Genomic DNA, 15,901 nt, shown 5'->3' on the forward strand with positions numbered 1-15,901 from the left:
TTTTCGGACGGACCAACGACCGGTCCCCGTCGGCCTCCGCCCGCCGGGACCGCCGCCCGCCGGAGCCACCCCCGACGCCTCGCCCGGGTCGGCCGGATGGAGCACCACGCAGGCGGCGCGACGGAGGAACTCCGATGCTGAGTCGGACGCGACCCGCCGGACGGCCGTCCGCCCGGCACCCCCACCTCAGGAGGAACCTCGTGCCGGCACGCCTCGCAGCCCGCCCCCGTTCTCGTTCTCGTTCTCGTACGCGCCTGTCCGTCGCCGCGCTCTCCGCCGCCGCGGCGCTGTGCGGGCTCGTGCAGCCCGCACAGGCGGCGGGGCCACCGCCGTCCCCCGAGCGGAACCTCCAGCGGGAGTTGGAGGAGATCGTCGCCACCCCCGGCGGACCGCCCGGAGTGATCGCCCTGCTGCGCCGAGGGAACCGGACCGAGGTCGTCCGGGCCGGCGTCGCCGACGTCGAGACGGGCCGGCCGCCGCGGGCGACCGACCACATGCGGCTCGCGAGCGTCGCCAAGGCGTACAGCGGTGCCGTCGCCCTGCGCCTGGTGGACCGGGGCGTACTGCGGCTCGACGACACGATCGGCAAGTGGCTGCCCGCGCTGCCGGCCGACTGGCACCGGGTGAAGCTCCGTCAGCTGCTGAACCACACCAGCGGGCTGCCCGACTACACGTCGGCGCCCCGGTTCCTCGAGATCCTGAGGGCGGACCCCCGGCACCACTTCGACTCGCGCCGGCTGCTCGACTTCGTCGCGGACCAGGACCTGGCCTTCCCCCCGGGGTCGCAGTACGCGTACTCGAACTCCGACAACATCGCCGTCGCCCTGATGGCCGAGGCCGCGACCGGCCGTCGCTACGAACGGCTCCTGGAGCAGCAGGTGTACCGGCCGCTCGACCTGCGGCAGACCAGCCTTCCCGAGGGCTACCGGCTGCCGCGGCCGTACCTGCACGGCTACGACGTCAGCCCGCCCGCCGCTCCGGAGGACATCAGCGAGGTCCTGAGCGCCTCCGGCATCTGGGCCTCCGGCGCCGTGGTGGCCACGCCGAAGGACCTCGCCTCCTTCATCAGCGGCTACACGAGCAGGGACTACCTCTCCGAGCGGACCCGTCGGCAGCAGCGGACGGTCGTGCCGGGCGGGGCGTCCGAGCCCGCCGGGCCGGGGACGAACGCGGCCGGACTCGGGATCTTCCGCTACACGACCCGCTGCGGGGTCGTCTACGGGCACACCGGCAACTTCCCCGGCTACACCCAGCTGGCCGCCGCGACACCGGACGGCAAGCGGTCCCTGACCTTCTCGATCAACACGCAGACCAACAAGACGTTGAAGCCGGAGCTGCTGGCCCGGGTGCGCGCCGTGCAGGAGGACTTCGTCTGCGCCCTGCTGCGGCGCCACTGAGCGGCCAGGCCGACGGGACCCGCGGCCGGTGGAGCCGGGGGCGGCCGGGTCCCCGGTGACCAGGGCGATGCCGGCCGGACGTGGCGCGGCGGGCCTCGGCCGGGCCGCCCCGCCGCGCCACGTCCGATTCGTACAAGACGTGCGCGCCGGACCCTGCCTACGGTGCGGACATGAACGCACCACGACTCGATGTCATCGGCCTGGTGGTCTCCGACATGGCCGCCTCGCTCGCCTTCTACCGCCGACTCGGGCTGGATCTCCCGCCCGGCGCCGAGGACGCACCGCACGTGGAGGCCGACCTGCCCGGCGGGATGCGGATCGCCTGGGACACGGAGGAGGTCATCCGCTCCTTCGACCCGGGCTGGACCCGCCCGGAGGGCGGCGACCGCATCGGTCTCGCCTTCCGTTGCGGCACACCGGAGGAGGTGGACGCCACGTACGAGTCCCTGGTCGCCGCCGGCCATGCCGGCCACCTGAAGCCCTGGGACGCGTTCTGGGGTCAGCGCTACGCGGTGGTGCTCGACCCGGACGGCAGCGGCGTCTCGCTCTTCGCCCCGAACGCTCCCTAGGGGTGGTCGCGGGTTTCCTGCCGTTCGCGCCGCGCAGCGGCGTACGCGCCGACGGTCGTCCCGGCGAGGGCGCGCATCTCGCGGGCCAGGTGCGCCTGGTCCGCGCAGCCCGCGGCGATCGCCGCCTCCGCGTAGGGCGAACCCGCCCCGACCAGCGCGAGGGCGCGCTGCAGTCGCAGGATCCGGGCCAGCGTCTTGGGTCCGTAGCCGAAGGCGTCCAGCGACCGCCGGTGCAGTTGCCGGGCGCCGAGCCCGACCGCCTCGGCGGTCTCGGCGACCGGCCGCCCGGCGTCCAGCCGGGACGCGACGGCCCGCATCAGCGGATCCGGCGCCGGGGAGTCCGCCGCCCGTCGCAGGGCCAGGGCCTCCAGGGCGACGGCGGGGTCCGCGGCTCCGGCGATCCGCTCGCCGAGCCGCCGCGCCTCCGCCCCGCCCCACAGGGTCCCGGCGTCGACCCTCCGGTCGCGGACCTCCCGCGCCGGCACCCCGAGGATCGCGGGCGCGTCACCGGGTGCGAAGCGGATCCCCGCGTACTGCCTGACCGGCCCCTCGGGAACGTACGCCCGGGTGTCGGGGCCGGCCACGAACAGCCGTCCGTCGGACCAGAGCAGGTCCATGCAGCCGTCCGGCAGCACGGGGTACGGGTCGGCCCCGGTCCCGGCCCCGGGCTCGACGGTCCGGGACCAGACGACGGCACCGTCCAGCCGTGAGGGACGCTCTTCGTACACCCCTCCAGCGTAGGCCGATCCGCTGACATCGGGCGGACGAGTCGGACACAATGGCGGCCGGTCCAACGCATCGAGCCGCGGGGGTAGTTGTGGGCACGTTGATGGAGTTCACCACGGCGAGCGGCGCCCAGGTGATGGTGGAGGCGGACGGCCAGCAGCCCGGGGCGAAGCTGGTCTCGCGAGGCGGGAACTCCCTGGTCCAGGCGGGCCGCACGCTCGACGAGGCCCTCGTGGGCATCCGCTCGGCGGCCGAGACCGCGCTCACCGTCTTCCGCGAGGGCCCGCTCTCGCCGGACGGGGTGGAACTGGAGTTCGGCGTCAAACTGACGGCGGAGGCCGGGGCGGTGATCGCCAGGACGACGGTCGAGGGGCAGCTGACCGTCCGCCTGTCCTGGGCCCCGGGAGCCCGTGCCACCGCGGACTCCGCGCGGGGCGGGGCGGCCGGCACGGCGCCGGCGAACGGAGCTCCGGCGGCCGCGACCGTCGCTTCGGGCACGGCTCCCTCCGCGGGAGCCGACGGGCGGTGACGGTTTCCCCCGCCTGGCACGTGCGCGTGGAGCACGAGGGGGCCGTGACGGCCTCCGGCTTCCTCGTCGGCCCCGGCTCCGTCCTCACCTGTGCGCACGTGGTCCACGGCATCGACCACGCCATGGTCTCCTTTCCCGGCGCGCCCGGCCTCGCCCCGGTGCCGGCGCGTGTCACGGCCCGTGGCGGCTGGGCGGGCAGCCCGACGGACCCGGGTGACGTCGCGGTGCTGAGTCTGGACCGGCCGGCGCGTGTCGCCCCGGCGGTGTTCGCCGTCCTGGAGCAGCCACTGGACCGCCCCCCTCCGCGGCTGGTCTCGTACGGCTTCCCCGAGGGCTACGCCGAAGAGGGTGTGCAGAGCGAACTCCGGCCCACGTCCCACCAGTTGATCATGAATGAATGGAACCAGCTGGAGTTCTGGAAGGGGTACGGCCAGGAGCCCTCGCACGGGTTCAGCGGATCGGCGGCGATGCTGGCGGACAGCGGCGCGGTGGTCGGCATGGTCTCCTCGTACGACCCCGTCGGGCGCAGCGGGCGGATGATCCCGTCCCAGGTCATCGCGCGGCACCTGCCCGCGTTGGCCGACCTCGTCCCCACACCCGGGTATCCGGCCGAGGAGAAGCGGTGGCTCCGGGAGCTCGTCTCCCGGATGGGCGCGACCTCGTCCTCGGTGGACCGGCTGCTCCGGGCGGCTGCCGGCACGCTGGGTGTCGATCCGCCCGCTGACAGTCCCGCCGGCCTGTGGCAGGGGGTGTGGTACCTCCTGACCGAGACCCGGCCGGAACCCGGCCGGTTGCCGCTCGCCGAACTCACCGTCCGGCTGGCCGACATGACCGCCGACCGGGATCTGCGCCACGAACTGCGGTCGTGGTCGCGCGAGCACCGCGCACGCAACGCCCACACGAGTGCCCCGGTCGCCGCCCCGCCCCGACGGGCGGACCCGCCGGCGCCCCTGCCCTGGGCCCCGATCCTCGTCGAGCTGCGCCGTAGCGGAGCCGACCGCCATCTGGTCAACGCGGAGGTCTCCGCGTACCGCGACGGCAGCAGACTTCTCGTCGGCGCCGGACGGTTCGGCACGGGCGACGTGCGTCCCTGGGTCCTGGACCGGATCGACGAGGCCTTCGACGAACTCGACGGCGGCAGGCCGCTCATCGCCTTCTCCCTGCCTCGCGACTGGCTCAACCGGCCGGTCGAGCAGTGGACCAGGAGCAAGGCCAAGGAGCCTCCGCTCGGCTGCAGCGTGCCCGTCGTGGTCATGGATCACGAGCGGCGTTCCAAGGGGCGGCTGCGGTTCCAGCTCAAACGGATGTGGGAGGAGCTCGACCGCCAGGAGGGATCGGCGCTGCACCGCATCGGCTGCGGGAGCACCCACCGGGCTCCGCAGCTGTCGGTCCTGCTCCAGGAGGTGCACGGGCCGGTGGGGTTCACCCGCCCGCCGAGGGCGGGCCGGGACCGCGAGCTGCACGGGGCCGCGCTCAACGCGCCCGCTCCGATCGTGCTGTGGCCGCGCACCGGCTGCCCGCCCGGCGGCCCCTGTGCCGGGGGTTGCGCGGGGGCCGCCGTCCTGGACCAGCTCGCCACACTGATCTCCCGTCTTCCCCCCGTCGAACTGCCGGAGCTGGTGTTCGAACTGCGCCGCGCGGCGTTCGTGCACCAGGGGACCACGCCGCACTGGGCGGCCGAACTCTCCCTCGTCTGGGACGATCCGCGCCGGTTTCCCGAGGTACGCCCGCTGAACCGGTCCCCCGTCGGCTGACCCGCGCCGCCGTGCGCCGTCCACGAAGAACCCTGGAGCTACCGGATGTCCCTCTGGCCCGTCTACACCGGATCGAACGCACCGCACGACGGTATCGACGCCCTGCCCGCTCCCCCGCCGTGGCGCACCTTCGACGGCGGGCCGGCGCTCCCTCCGGTGCAGGCGGACGAGGACGGCGACCGCGGCGCCCCCGGCCGCGTCCATCAGGCCCGGACGTACCGCCCGACGTCCGACACGGTGCAACTCGTCAACGCGGCCCTGCATCTGCGGCGGCCGCTGCTGGTGACGGGGCCGCCCGGGAGCGGCAAGTCGAGCCTGCCGTACGCGGTGGCGCGGGAACTGCGGCTCGGAAGGGTGCTGCGCTGGAACATCACGAGTCGGGCGGCGCTCGCCGACGGCCTGTACCAGTACGACCCGTTGTCCCGGCTGTACGCGGCGGGGCGGGGCACCGAGCGGTCGGCGGGCGAACGGGACGAGGCCGCGATCGAGGACCATCTGCGGCTGGGCCCGCTCGGCACCGCGCTGCTCCCGTACGACCGGCCTCGGGTGCTGCTCATCGACGAGATCGACAAGAGCGATCTCGATCTCCCCAACGACCTGCTGCACACCCTGGAGGAGGGTCAGTACGAGATCCCCGAGCTGGTGCGGGCGTCACGGACGCACCCCGTGGCCGAGGTGATGATCGCCGGCTCCGAGGACCGGGTCGCCGTCCGGCACGGCGAGGTCCGCTGCCGGGCCTTCCCGTTCGTGGTGCTGACCAGCAACGGCGAGCGGGAGTTCCCTCCGGCGTTCCTGCGCCGCTGCGTGCGGCTGGAGCTGCGCCGGCCGCTGCGCGAGCAGCTCCAGGACATCGTCCGGGCGCATCTCGGGGAGCTGGACGAGCGGGACCATGCGCTGGTGGACACGTTCCTGCATCGCGAGAACTCCGGCGAACTCGCCACCGACCAGCTCCTCAACGCGATCTATCTGGCCCGTACGCCGGGTCTCGACGCGGGATCGCGGGAGGACCTGGCCACGGCGCTGATGCCGTATCTCAGCCGGGCCACGGAGTCCTGGGACGCCGATGACCTCTGACCGTCCCGAGGCCGGCACGGCACGGACACGCCGGACCCTGGATGCTCTGGCGTCGGTGCTGGCACAGGCCGCCGGGGAGCCGCCGACGGGCCGGGAGCTGGCCGAGCTGCTCTGGCTGGCCCGGCAGATGCGCCCACCGCTCGCTCCGGCGGTGCTGCCGGATCCCGCCGGACGGGCGGCGCCTCCACCCGTCCCGGCCCGCCCTGTTCCGCAGCCGGACGCGGTCGCCCCCGAGGTCCGGCCCGTGCCGCCGGACCCGACGGCGCCCTCCTCGCCGCCCGGCACGACCGGAGGGCGTTCCCGGGTGCCCCTGCGCAGGCCCGCGGCCCCCCGGCCCCCGGCCCCCGCCGAGGCGCCCGGGGAAGCCGCCCGGCACGCCCCGTTGCTGGCCCCCGCCCCGCCGATGCTCGCGCATCCGCTCGCGCTCCAGCGCTCCTTGCGCCCGCTGGGGCGGGGGGTGCCGAGCGGCACGCGGCTCGAGCTGGACGAGACGGCGACCGCCCACCGGATCGCCGCCCTCGGCGCGGGGCGCCGGCTGTGGCTCCCCGTGCTGCGGCCCCAGCAGGAGCGCTGGCTGCACCTGCGGATCGTCTTCGACGCCGGTCCGACGATGACGATGTGGCGGCCCCTGGTGAGGGATCTGCACACGGCGCTCGCGCAGACGGGCGCCTTTCGCACCCTGGACCTGTTGCGCCTCGGCACGGACGGGCGGCTCCCGCAGCGTCACCGTGAGCGTGGCCGGACGGCTCTGCTGGTCGTCAGCGACTGCATGGGGCCCCAGTGGCGGGCCGGCGCCGCCGGGCGGCGCTGGCGGTCGCTGCTCGCCGGTCTGGGCCGGGAGCTGCCGGTGGCCGTGGTCCAGCCGCTGCCGGAGCGGCTCTGGCGGCATTCCGCGGCTCCGGCACTCCCGGGTCTCTTCGCCTCACCCGGCCCCGGTGTCCCGAACGCCGCCCTGGACTTCGCTCCGTACCGGGGCGGCCCGGCTCCCTCCGGGGTCCCCGTCCCGGTCCTGGAGCCCACGGGCGCCTGGCTGGGCAACTGGGCCGCCCTGGTCTCCGCTTCCGGCGGTACGGAGGTGCCGGGCGCCGCGGCGTACATCCGGGCCGGGGAATCGCCCGACGCGTGGCAGCAGGAGGAAGGGTTCGCGCCGGACGAGGCCGACCCGAGGGAACTGGTGCTGCGCTTCCGCGCGCTCGCCTCGCCCCAGGCGTTCCGGCTGGCCGCCCACCTGGCGGTGGGCTCGGCGCATCTGCCGGTGATGCGCCTCGTGCAGGCGGCCGTCGAGGTGCACCCGGAACCCGGGCACCTGGCCGAGGTCGTTCTCAGCGGCATGCTCCGGGCTCAGCCCGAGGTGGGTCCGGGGGCGTACGAGTTCCGCCCCGGGGTCCGGGAGGTGCTGCTGGGCACGCTGCCGCGCACGGCGCTCGTCGGAACGGCGGCGCTGCTCGCCCGTATGAGCGCCGAGATCGAGTCCCGGGCGGGCGCCCTGCCCGGCGAGTTCCGGGCGTTGGTGGAGAGCCTGGACGGGCGGACGGGCGAGCGGGCGGCGGGACGGGCGTTCGCGCTGGTGAGCGAGGAGAGCGTACGGCTGCTGCGCGGGCCGGAACGAGGCCTGGCCACGCGCAGGTCCGAGGCGGAGCGGGAGCCGGAGGCGTCGGAGGGAGGAGAGGCACCACCGGATCTGGGAGGCGATCGGTACGAGCTCCGGCAGCGGGTCGGCGACCCTTCCAGCCGGACATGGCTGGCCTACGACCACGTTCTCGGGCGACGGGTCGGCATCACCTACCACCCCTTCCCGCCGCGTCATCAGCGCGGCTGGGCCGGCGCCGACTCGGGTGGCGCCGCCGCCGACTTCATCGCGCGAGCCCACGAGCTCGCGACGGTGACCCACCACAATCTGCTGCACGTGGTCGACGCCCTCGTGCTGGAGGACGGCTGCTGCCTCGTCACCGAGCCGCTGGAAGGTCTCACGCTGCGCCAGTACCTCGACGAGTCGAGCGGGGCGATCGAGGTCGACGAGGCCGTGACGATCGCCCAGGGGGTCCTCTGCGGGCTGGAGGTGCTGCACAACGGGCGCCATGGGATCGTGCACGGCAACCTCACCCCCGCCGTGATCTTCGGGGCCGACGACGGACTCCCCCGGCTGCACGGCTACGGGTCGCGCTGGCCGTACGCCGACGGGCACGGCGACCCCGACGGCACCGGGCTGTTCCCGGCCGACGGCACCGCCGGCACCACCCCGCGGCCCGGGACGGCACGCTATCTGGCTCCCGAGCGCCGGCGCGGCCCGGCCGTACCCGAGAGCGACCTCTACTCCCTCGGCTGCATCCTGTTCGAGATGCTCACCGGCGCGCCTCCGTTCCCCGGGGGCGACCTGGACTCCGTGCTCCGACGCCATGCCGACGCGCCGCCGCCGAGTCCGCAGGGGGCGCGCATGGACGTGCCGCCCGAACTGAGCCAGGCGGTCCGCGACCTGCTCGCCAAGGACCCCTCCCGGCGGCACCAGGGAGCCGCGGCCCTGTCCGAGCTGCGGTCCCCGCGCACGGAGCGCAACTCCCAGGTGGTGTACCGGGTCCTCGGTCCGCCCATGGCGTCGATCCGGGGAATCGAGGTGTCGGAGCATTCGTTCGAGCACAACGCCCTGCTGTGCCGTCTGCTCCTCGCGCGGGGACTGCCCGTCAGCGAGGCGGAGCTGCGGGAGACCCTCCGGGAGAATCCGGACGTCCGCCCGTCGCAGTACGCGCTGCATCTCTCGGCCCTCGGCCATCCGATCAGGTCGCGGGGCGAGGACTACTGGCTGCACACCTCGGACGTGTATCTCGACCTGACACAGGCCGAGACCCTGGCGGCACAGGGGCACGACGCCCTGGAACAGGGCGACCGCCGGTACGCCCGCCATTGCTTCAGGGAGGCCCTGGATCTCTGGTACGGCAATCCCCTCGACGGCATCGCGGGCGAGTGGGCCGCCGGACAGCGCGGGCGCCTGCTCGGTCTGCGGGCGGATCTCATCGAGCGGATCCTGTCCCTCGACCGCCTGGAGGCGGAGTGGACGGGCTGGCTGGTGATCGGGAGCCCGTTCGTGCACCGCATCGACCGTGAGACGGAGGCGGTCGTCGTCGACCTGGCCCAGGAGGTGCTCGAGGGCGAGCGCGTGAGGCGGCAGCGCCGGCGGTTCACGGTTCTCCACCCCGTTCCGCCGCGGATCTCCGGGGAATCGCTCGTGGACTGGGCGGTGAACCGCCTTCCGCTCGCCCTGGCCTCCCGTCTCCCCACCGGCGTCCGCACGCCGCTCCTGCTGAGCGTGACCGTCCACGACGAGGGAGAAGCGGCCGCGACCACGCTCGCCGAGACGATCAGGGAGCAGCGGACCGAGGACGCGGACAGCCTCGTCGTCGTGACGGTGCTCGTCTCGCACGGCCTGCGGGCCGGACTGCCCCGTCCGATGCAGCGGAAGTTCGACCGGATGACGCCGACCGCGGGCGGCTGGCGGCACGTGGTCGTGGTGCGACGGGACGGGGCCGGGGGAACGCGGCCCGTGGGGAAGGAGAGCCGGCCGGACGGCGTCGCCGACCCGAAACTCGCGGCCCCGCCGGAGCAGCGCGGCTGGTTCTCGGCCCTCGCCGACCGTGTCACCCGCCGTGACAGGGACCCGGCACCGAGCGACGCCGAGGCGGAAGGCCCGGCCGGCCGCCCCGGCATCGCACGGCATCGCGGAGGACAGAACCCCTTCGGCGGCCCGTCGCACGGCGGCGTCCGGGACCCCGGTGCCGACTCCGGCGACGGTCCCGCCCCGTCGCCGTACGAGGCCCCGTGACCCGGGCCCCTCAGTCCTTCTCCCACCCCGAGTGCAGGCGCGACTTCACGTCGTCCGGAGGCAGGAACTTCGACCAGCGTTCCGGGAACTCCGACGGCATGTCCGGGTCGTCCTCGTCCACGTCGTCCGCCTCCGCCCGCAGCCGGGCGACCAGGTCGGCGGCCTGGGCGGCGCGGGCGCGGTCGGAGGCCTCGCGGGCCGCGGCGGTGGCGACCGACGGCCAGACACGGTCGATCGCCGCGTTCACCGCCGCGCCGACCAGCACGGCGAAGGCCGAGATGCCGATCCAGAGCAGCACGGCGATCGGCGCGGCGAGGGAGCCGTAGATCGTGGGTCCCTCGACCTGGCTGGTCAGGTAGATGCGCAGCAGGAAGCTGCCGAGCACCCACATGCCGAGGGCCACCAGCGCGCCGGGGATGTCCTCGATCCAGGGCGAGCGGACGGGCACGGAGACGTGGTACAGCGTGGTGAGGAAGGCGACGGAGAGCAGGATGACGGCCGGCCAGTACAGGACGGAGACGACCTCCGTGCCCCAGGGGACCAGCTCCACCACGCGGTCGGGGCCGACCACCGCGAGCGGGAGGACGACCGCGCCGATGATCAGGGCCACGATGTAGAGCAGGAACGCGAGGAGCCGGGTCTTGACGATGCCCCGGTGCCCGTCGAGGCCGTACATCACCGTGATGGTGTCGATGAAGACGTTGACGGCGCGCGATCCGGACCACAGGGCGATGGCGAAGCCGAGCGAGATGAGCTCGGGCCGTTTGCCCTGGGTGACGTCGTCCAGGACCGGTTTGGCGATGTCGTGGACGCCGCGGTCCGACAGAACCGTTCCGGCGGCGTTGAGGATGTTCTGCTCGATGCTGGCCACGGTGTCGGTGTTGGTCCAGTCGTCGGCGTAGCCGAGGAGCGCGATCATGCCGAGCAGCAGGGGCGGCAGCGACAGCAGCGTGAAGAACGCCGCCTCGGCCGCGAGGCCGAGGATGCGGTACTCGATGCACGAGTTGACGGTGTCCTTCAGGAGCAGCCAGACCAGCTTCCGCTTCGACACGTTGCGGTAGAGGACTCGGGCCCGGTGGAGTCTGCTCCCGGGCCGCCGCTCGGGTGTTTCGTTTGCTGCCTGCACCTCCTTACCGTATCGGCATGGCAGCCGGCACCCACACCGTGACCAACCAGGCTCCGCCCCTGGTGGGATATGACGTCTTCATGTCCGACCGGGCTCTGGCGGAGGCGGTCGAACGACATCTGACACCCGAGGTCTTCGCGGAGGCACGCGACGAGCTCGTGGCCCTGGGCCGGGCCGCAGGTTCGGCCCAGGTGCGGGAGTGGGGGGAGCTCGCCGACACCTGCCCGCCGCGGCTACGGACGCACGACCGGTACGGGAACCGGATCGACGAGGTCGTGTTCCACCCCGCCTGGCACCGCCTCCTGGGCAAGGGGGTCAGCGCGGGGCTGACGGACGCGTGGGGCCGTCCGGGTGGTCATGTGCGGCGGGCGGCGGGCTTCCTGGTGGCGACGCAGGCCGAGCCGGGGCACGGCTGCCCGCTGTCGATGACGCACGCGGCGGTCCCCGCGCTGCGCACGGATCCGGAGCTGGCCGCGGTCTGGGAGCCGCTGCTCACCTCGCACGTCTACGAGCAGGGCCTGCGGCCGCCGCGGGAGAAGGCCGGGGTGCTCCTCGGGATGGGGATGACCGAGAAGCAGGGCGGCAGCGACGTCCGGTCCAACACGACCGAGGCGCGTCCGCTGGCCGAGGACGGCACGTACGTGCTCACCGGGCACAAGTGGTTCTGCTCGGCGCCGATGTCCGACGGGTTCCTGGTCCTGGCGCAGGCCCCCGGCGGCCTGACGTGCTTCCTGGTGCCACGGGTCCTGGAGGACGGCACGCGCAACGCGTTCGCGATCCAGCGCCTGAAGGACAAGCTCGGCAACCGCGCGAACGCCTCCGCCGAGGTGGAGTTCGACGGGACGACGTGGGCGCGCCGGGTCGGCGAGGAGGGCCGCGGGGTCCGGACGATCATCGGGATGGTGGCGGCGACCCGGCTCGACTGCGTGCTGGGCTCGGCGGCGCTGATGCGGCAGGCGGTGGCGCAGGCCGTGCACCACACCGCCCACCGCCGGGCGTTCGGCGGCGTGCTGATCGAGAAGCCGCTGATGCGCAACGTGCTGGCCGACCTGGCGCTGGAGTCGGAGGCGGCGACGGTCCTCGGGCTGCGGCTGGCCGCCGCGTACGACACCGACTCCGAGGCGGAGCGGGCGTTCCTGCGGATCGCGGTGCCGACGGCGAAGTTCTGGGTGGCCAAGCGGTGCACGCCGGTCGTGGCGGAAGCCCTGGAGTGCCTGGGCGGCAACGGCTACGTGGAGGAGTCGGGCATGCCGCGGCTGCTGCGCGAGTCGCCGCTCAACTCGATCTGGGAGGGCTCGGGGAACGTGCAGGCCCTGGACGTGCTGCGGGCGCTGCAGCGCGAGCCGCGGGCGCTGAACGCGTTCCTGACGGAGGTGGGGAAGGCGCGGGGTGAGGACCACCGGCTCGACCGCGCGATCAGGGGGGTGCTGACCGAGCTGGCCGATCTCGACGGGATCGAGGGCCGGGCGCGGCGCCTGGTGGAGCGGATGGCACTGGTTCTGCAGGGCTCGCTGCTGGTGCGGTGGGCGCCGCCCGAGGTGGCGGACGCGTTCTGCGCCTCGCGGCTGGGGGGCGACTGGGGATCGGCCTTCGGCACGCTGCCGACCGCCCTGGACCTGGGCGCGGTGGTGGAGCGGGCGCGCGCCGTGGGCTGAGGCCCCGTCAACCGGCGGGGCCGTCGGAAGGTCCCGCGCGCGGGTGCTCCTGCGGGTCGGGCGGTGCGCGCCCCGCGTCCCCGCGCGCCGTCCGTCCGCGCGAGCCAGGGGGCCGGGACGCGCGGAAAAGCCGGGGGTGGTGCTGCGCCGACACGGCACCACCCTCGGCTGTTGCACCACCCTCATGCACCTGGCGGGTGTCCGCCAGAGTTGCAAAGGGTTGCAGGATTACCCGAACCGCCCTTCACCCGGGAGCACCGGGCGGCACGATGGGCACCGACACTCCGGAAATCTGCAGAACCGATACAGCACCGCAGGTGGCTGGGAGAGACCGATGAAGAACACGCAGCTCGACATGAACCGGCTCGCCGCCATGGACGCCGCCCAGGCCACACGGCTGCTGTACCGGGTGCGGGAGGAGACCCTCGCGGGCCGCACGCCCCCGATCGCGCCCCGCCCGGTGATCGACGCGTCGTGGCAGCGGATGTTCCGGCTGGGCGTCGATCCGGACCAGAGCACCAGCAGCGTGCTGCTGCGCCGCGACGAGCTGGAGGAGCGGCGGCGGACGACGGTCCTGGGCGAGGTCATGCGGACCCTGAGCGAGGGGCTCGCGGCGATGGCCGACGCCTCCCTCCAGATCATGGTGGTGACGGACGAACAGGGCCGGGTGCTGTGGCGCGAGGGCAATCTCGCCGTGATGCGGCAGGCCAACGGCATCTGCCTGGAGGAGGGCGCGGCCTGGACCGAGCACACCACCGGCACGAACGCGGTGGGGACGGCGCTCGCCATGCGCCGGCCCGTGCAGGTCCACTCGGCGGAGCACTACGTCCACACCCTGCACCGCTGGACCTGCGCGGCGGCCCCCGTGCACGATCCGCGCGACCAGCGTCTGCTGGGGATCGTGGACGTCAGCGGCCCGGCGTCGACCTTCCATCCGGCGACGCTGGCACTGGTCGGCTCGGTCGCGCAGCTCGCGGAGGCGGAGATGCGCGAGCGTCACCTGCGGTCGATCGAACGGCTGCGGTCGGTGGCCGCACCGATCCTGTGCCGGGTGGGGGGCCGGGCGATCGCCGTCGACACGCACGGCTGGACGGCGGCGGTGACGGGGATGGCGCCCCAGGACCGGATCGGCCTGCCGAAGTCGTTCCGCGCGGGTCGGGTCTGGCTGCCGTCGCTGGGGGCGTGCGCGGTGGAGCCGCTGCCGGGCGGCTGGCTGCTGCGGATCGACGACGAGGAGCGTCCGGAGTCGGGCGGGCCGGTGGTCCCGGCGAGCCGCGTGGTGCTCGACCTGAGCCGGCCGCGGCGCTGGTCGGTGGCGGTCGCGGGAGCGGCGGGCAGCTGGACGCAGGAGCTGAGCCCGCGCCATGCCGAGCTGCTGTTCGTGCTGGCGCTGCACCGGGACGGGCGGACGGCGGCACAACTGGCCCAGGACGTGTTCGGGGACCGGACCCGGACCGTCACGGTACGGGCGGAGATGTCACGGATCCGCCGGAATCTGGCGGGGGTACTGGCGCACCGTCCGTACCGCTTCAGCGAGGAGGTCGGCGTGGAAGTGATGCGCCCGCCCCACCCGGAGGACCTGCTGCCGCACTCGACGGCGCCGGCGGTGCGGGCGGAACGGGCGAACCGCACGGAACGGCGGAGTTAGTAGGGAAGTAAGAAGGAAGAGGACCGGACAGGGCCCCGGGGACCGGAGGGGCGCCCGGGGTGGCCTGGGGACCGCCCCGGACACGACCTAGAGCTTGCTCATCTTGTTGTACGGGCTCACGATCCGCCGTTGCGCCGAGCCGAAATCCACGACCGCCGCGATTCCGTCCTCGATGCCGACGACCCGGCCGAGGCCGTACATGTCATGGGTGACCTTGTCGCCTACGGCGAACTCCTTGGGGGGCAGCGCGACCGGGGCCTTGAAGGGGCTGGTGGGCAAATGGCGCTTCGGTGCAGATGGCTTCGTCATTGCCCCCAGTATGCGCCAGCGCGCAGCCGTTCGGTGCGGCCGTCCGGCTCCCTTTCTCGCGCGGGGCCCGGAACGGCAGCTCGCGACGGGGCTCGCGCGGCGGATCCTGGGGGCCGACACGTGCACGCGACGCGTTCCGGCGCCCGCCGGACCGCCGTGGACCGGATGCCGGAGGCGGGTGTCCACGATCCGGACACTCCGTTCACGGCGGCGGGGGCCGCCTGGGCACCGCCGCCGCGGCCGTGATGCGATGAGCGCATGAGCACTACTGTCACCACCTGGTCCCTCGAACAGACCTCGCCGTCCGATCTCCGCCCCGCCGTCGCGCCGGAGGGCGACGACGTCACGATCGTGCGGGCCGAGGTGCCCTCCCCCGAGTTCAGCCGCTTCCTCTACACGGCGGTCGGCGGCGACATCCACTGGAACGACCGTCTGCACCTGTCCTACAAGGAGTGGCAGGAGATCGTCGAGAAGCCGGGGGCCGAGATCTGGGTGGCGTACGACAAGGGCACGCCGGCCGGGTACGTGGAGCTCGACCCGCAGGACGACGGCACCGTGGAGATCATCTACTTCGGACTGATCGCCCCCTTCCGGGGCCGCCGGATCGGCGGTCACCTGCTGTCCGAGGGCGTGCGGCGGGCCTGGGACCTGGCCGAGCGCTGGCCCGACCGCGAGCCGACCCGCCGGGTGTGGCTGCACACCTGCTCGCTGGACGGCCCGCACGCGATGGACAACTACCAGCGCCGCGGCTTCCGGCTCTTCGACACCAAGGTGGAGGAGGCCGAGGAGACGGCGACCCCGGGCCCCTGGCCGGGCGCCCTGGGCTGACACCTCCCGTCGCCCCCGCCGGACACGCCGGCGCCGGTCCCTCCGGCCCAGCCCCGGCAGCGCGACCCGGCCGCCCGGCACGAGGCTCGGTACCGCCCCGGCGGCGCCCCCGGACGCGGCCGGCGCACCGCCGAGGGTCCCGGAGCGGCGCCCCGCGCGCCCCTCGCACCGGGCCGCTCCCATCCCGCCGTACGGACCGGGGACCCCGACGCGCCCCCGACGCACGCCCCTTGAGCACCACCCGCCGGAAGTGACCCACAGCACACCGTCTCGCAATGCGGGACGTCGATGTCCACATCCTGGACGAAGCTGGACTGGGTCCAAAGTCCCGTGACACGCTTCCGTCATGTCTGGAACTGGAATTGCCTTGGTGAGTCGGCGGCACGTCGACCTCGGCCGCATGTCCAGCGCCATCTGTCCGGCGCGCTGAGAGAACCAGCACCGCCGCGATCACTCCTCTGCCCGACCTTTC

The 15,901-nt window shown here is 74.1% G+C and carries 13 protein-coding genes; 10 read left to right on the top strand and 3 right to left on the bottom strand.

Annotation, left to right across the window (positions count from 1 at the left end):
- Window positions 1–200: 200 nt before the first annotated feature.
- Window positions 201–1,397, top strand: a complete 1,197-nt coding sequence (locus ACGFZF_RS35330) for a serine hydrolase domain-containing protein (protein ID WP_393561073.1) — start codon at window positions 201–203, stop codon at window positions 1,395–1,397.
- Window positions 1,398–1,567: 170 nt separating this feature from the next.
- On the top strand, window positions 1,568–1,966 hold the full coding sequence (locus tag ACGFZF_RS35335; RefSeq protein ID WP_393561075.1) for a VOC family protein: 399 nt from the start codon (window positions 1,568–1,570) through the stop codon (window positions 1,964–1,966).
- On the opposite strand, the gene ACGFZF_RS35340 is transcribed toward ACGFZF_RS35335, so the two are convergent.
- Window positions 1,963–2,694 (bottom strand): helix-turn-helix domain-containing protein, encoded by a 732-nt coding sequence (locus tag ACGFZF_RS35340; protein ID WP_393561077.1) that lies wholly within the window; start codon window positions 2,692–2,694, stop codon window positions 1,963–1,965. The two genes, ACGFZF_RS35335 and ACGFZF_RS35340, sit on opposite strands and share 4 nt — an antisense overlap.
- A gap of 101 nt (window positions 2,695–2,795) precedes the next feature.
- On the opposite strand from ACGFZF_RS35340, the gene ACGFZF_RS35345 reads away from it, so the two are divergent.
- Genes ACGFZF_RS35345 through ACGFZF_RS35360 form a run of 4 tightly spaced genes read left to right on the top strand, consistent with a single transcriptional unit; the run spans window position 2,796 to window position 9,863 of the window.
- A complete protein-coding gene (locus ACGFZF_RS35345) occupies window positions 2,796–3,221 on the top strand; it encodes a CU044_2847 family protein (RefSeq protein ID WP_393561079.1) in 426 nt (141 codons plus the stop codon).
- Entirely contained in the window at window positions 3,218–4,975 is a 1,758-nt protein-coding gene (locus ACGFZF_RS35350; protein ID WP_393561081.1) for a trypsin-like peptidase domain-containing protein, read from the top strand. Before ACGFZF_RS35345 ends, ACGFZF_RS35350 begins: the two co-directional genes overlap by 4 nt.
- 45 nt (window positions 4,976–5,020) lie before the next feature.
- Window positions 5,021–6,049 carry an AAA family ATPase gene (locus tag ACGFZF_RS35355; RefSeq protein WP_393561083.1) on the top strand — a complete coding sequence of 343 codons (1,029 nt, stop codon included), beginning with the start codon at window positions 5,021–5,023 and terminating at the stop codon, window positions 6,047–6,049.
- Entirely contained in the window at window positions 6,039–9,863 is a 3,825-nt protein-coding gene (locus ACGFZF_RS35360; protein ID WP_393561085.1) for an SAV_2336 N-terminal domain-related protein, read from the top strand. The genes ACGFZF_RS35355 and ACGFZF_RS35360 overlap by 11 nt, the downstream gene beginning before the upstream one ends.
- A 10-nt stretch (window positions 9,864–9,873) precedes the next feature.
- On the opposite strand, the gene ACGFZF_RS35365 is transcribed toward ACGFZF_RS35360, so the two are convergent.
- On the bottom strand, window positions 9,874–10,989 hold the full coding sequence (locus tag ACGFZF_RS35365; RefSeq protein WP_393561087.1) for a YihY/virulence factor BrkB family protein: 1,116 nt from the start codon (window positions 10,987–10,989) through the stop codon (window positions 9,874–9,876).
- Between the two features lie 17 nt (window positions 10,990–11,006).
- Here ACGFZF_RS35365 and ACGFZF_RS35370 point away from each other — a divergent pair, with 17 nt between their 5' ends.
- Together ACGFZF_RS35370 and ACGFZF_RS35375 are read left to right on the top strand one after the other, a co-directional pair.
- Window positions 11,007–12,644, top strand: a complete 1,638-nt coding sequence (locus ACGFZF_RS35370; protein ID WP_393561089.1) for an acyl-CoA dehydrogenase family protein — start codon at window positions 11,007–11,009, stop codon at window positions 12,642–12,644.
- Window positions 12,645–12,978: 334 nt separating this feature from the next.
- Window positions 12,979–14,292 (top strand): GAF domain-containing protein, encoded by a 1,314-nt coding sequence (locus tag ACGFZF_RS35375; RefSeq protein ID WP_393561091.1) that lies wholly within the window; start codon window positions 12,979–12,981, stop codon window positions 14,290–14,292.
- An 87-nt stretch (window positions 14,293–14,379) separates the two neighbouring features.
- Here ACGFZF_RS35375 and ACGFZF_RS35380 read toward each other — a convergent pair whose 3' ends face one another.
- Window positions 14,380–14,601 (bottom strand): CarD family transcriptional regulator, encoded by a 222-nt coding sequence (locus ACGFZF_RS35380; RefSeq protein WP_147980518.1) that lies wholly within the window; start codon window positions 14,599–14,601, stop codon window positions 14,380–14,382.
- Window positions 14,602–14,859: 258 nt separating this feature from the next.
- Between ACGFZF_RS35380 and ACGFZF_RS35385 the strand changes: the two genes are divergently transcribed.
- Window positions 14,860–15,429: a GNAT family N-acetyltransferase gene (locus ACGFZF_RS35385; protein ID WP_393561094.1), complete on the top strand. Its 570-nt coding sequence runs from the start codon at window positions 14,860–14,862 to the stop codon at window positions 15,427–15,429.
- A gap of 346 nt (window positions 15,430–15,775) precedes the next feature.
- Entirely contained in the window at window positions 15,776–15,859 is an 84-nt protein-coding gene (locus ACGFZF_RS35390; RefSeq protein WP_310591794.1) for a putative leader peptide, read from the top strand.
- Window positions 15,860–15,901: the final 42 nt, after the last annotated feature.

The organism is Streptomyces sp. NPDC048338 (genome assembly GCF_043201055.1).
Taxonomy (GTDB): Bacteria; Actinomycetota; Actinomycetes; order Streptomycetales; family Streptomycetaceae; genus Streptomyces.

What these genes read in the sequence shown, in the direction of transcription:
- ACGFZF_RS35335 (WP_393561075.1), top strand. Translation starts at nt 1,568, where the DNA reads ATGAACGCACCACGACTCGATGTCATCGGCCTGGTGGTCTCCGACATG.
- ACGFZF_RS35345 (WP_393561079.1), top strand. Translation starts at nt 2,796, where the DNA reads ATGGAGTTCACCACGGCGAGCGGCGCCCAGGTGATGGTGGAGGCGGAC.
- ACGFZF_RS35355 (WP_393561083.1), top strand. Translation starts at nt 5,021, where the DNA reads ATGTCCCTCTGGCCCGTCTACACCGGATCGAACGCACCGCACGACGGT.
- ACGFZF_RS35360 (WP_393561085.1), top strand. Translation starts at nt 6,039, where the DNA reads ATGACCTCTGACCGTCCCGAGGCCGGCACGGCACGGACACGCCGGACC.
- ACGFZF_RS35370 (WP_393561089.1), top strand. Translation starts at nt 11,007, where the DNA reads ATGGCAGCCGGCACCCACACCGTGACCAACCAGGCTCCGCCCCTGGTG.
- ACGFZF_RS35375 (WP_393561091.1), top strand. Translation starts at nt 12,979, where the DNA reads ATGAAGAACACGCAGCTCGACATGAACCGGCTCGCCGCCATGGACGCC.
- ACGFZF_RS35380 (WP_147980518.1), bottom strand. Translation starts at nt 14,601, where the DNA reads ATGACGAAGCCATCTGCACCGAAGCGCCATTTGCCCACCAGCCCCTTC.
- ACGFZF_RS35385 (WP_393561094.1), top strand. Translation starts at nt 14,860, where the DNA reads ATGAGCACTACTGTCACCACCTGGTCCCTCGAACAGACCTCGCCGTCC.
- ACGFZF_RS35390 (WP_310591794.1), top strand. Translation starts at nt 15,776, where the DNA reads ATGTCTGGAACTGGAATTGCCTTGGTGAGTCGGCGGCACGTCGACCTC.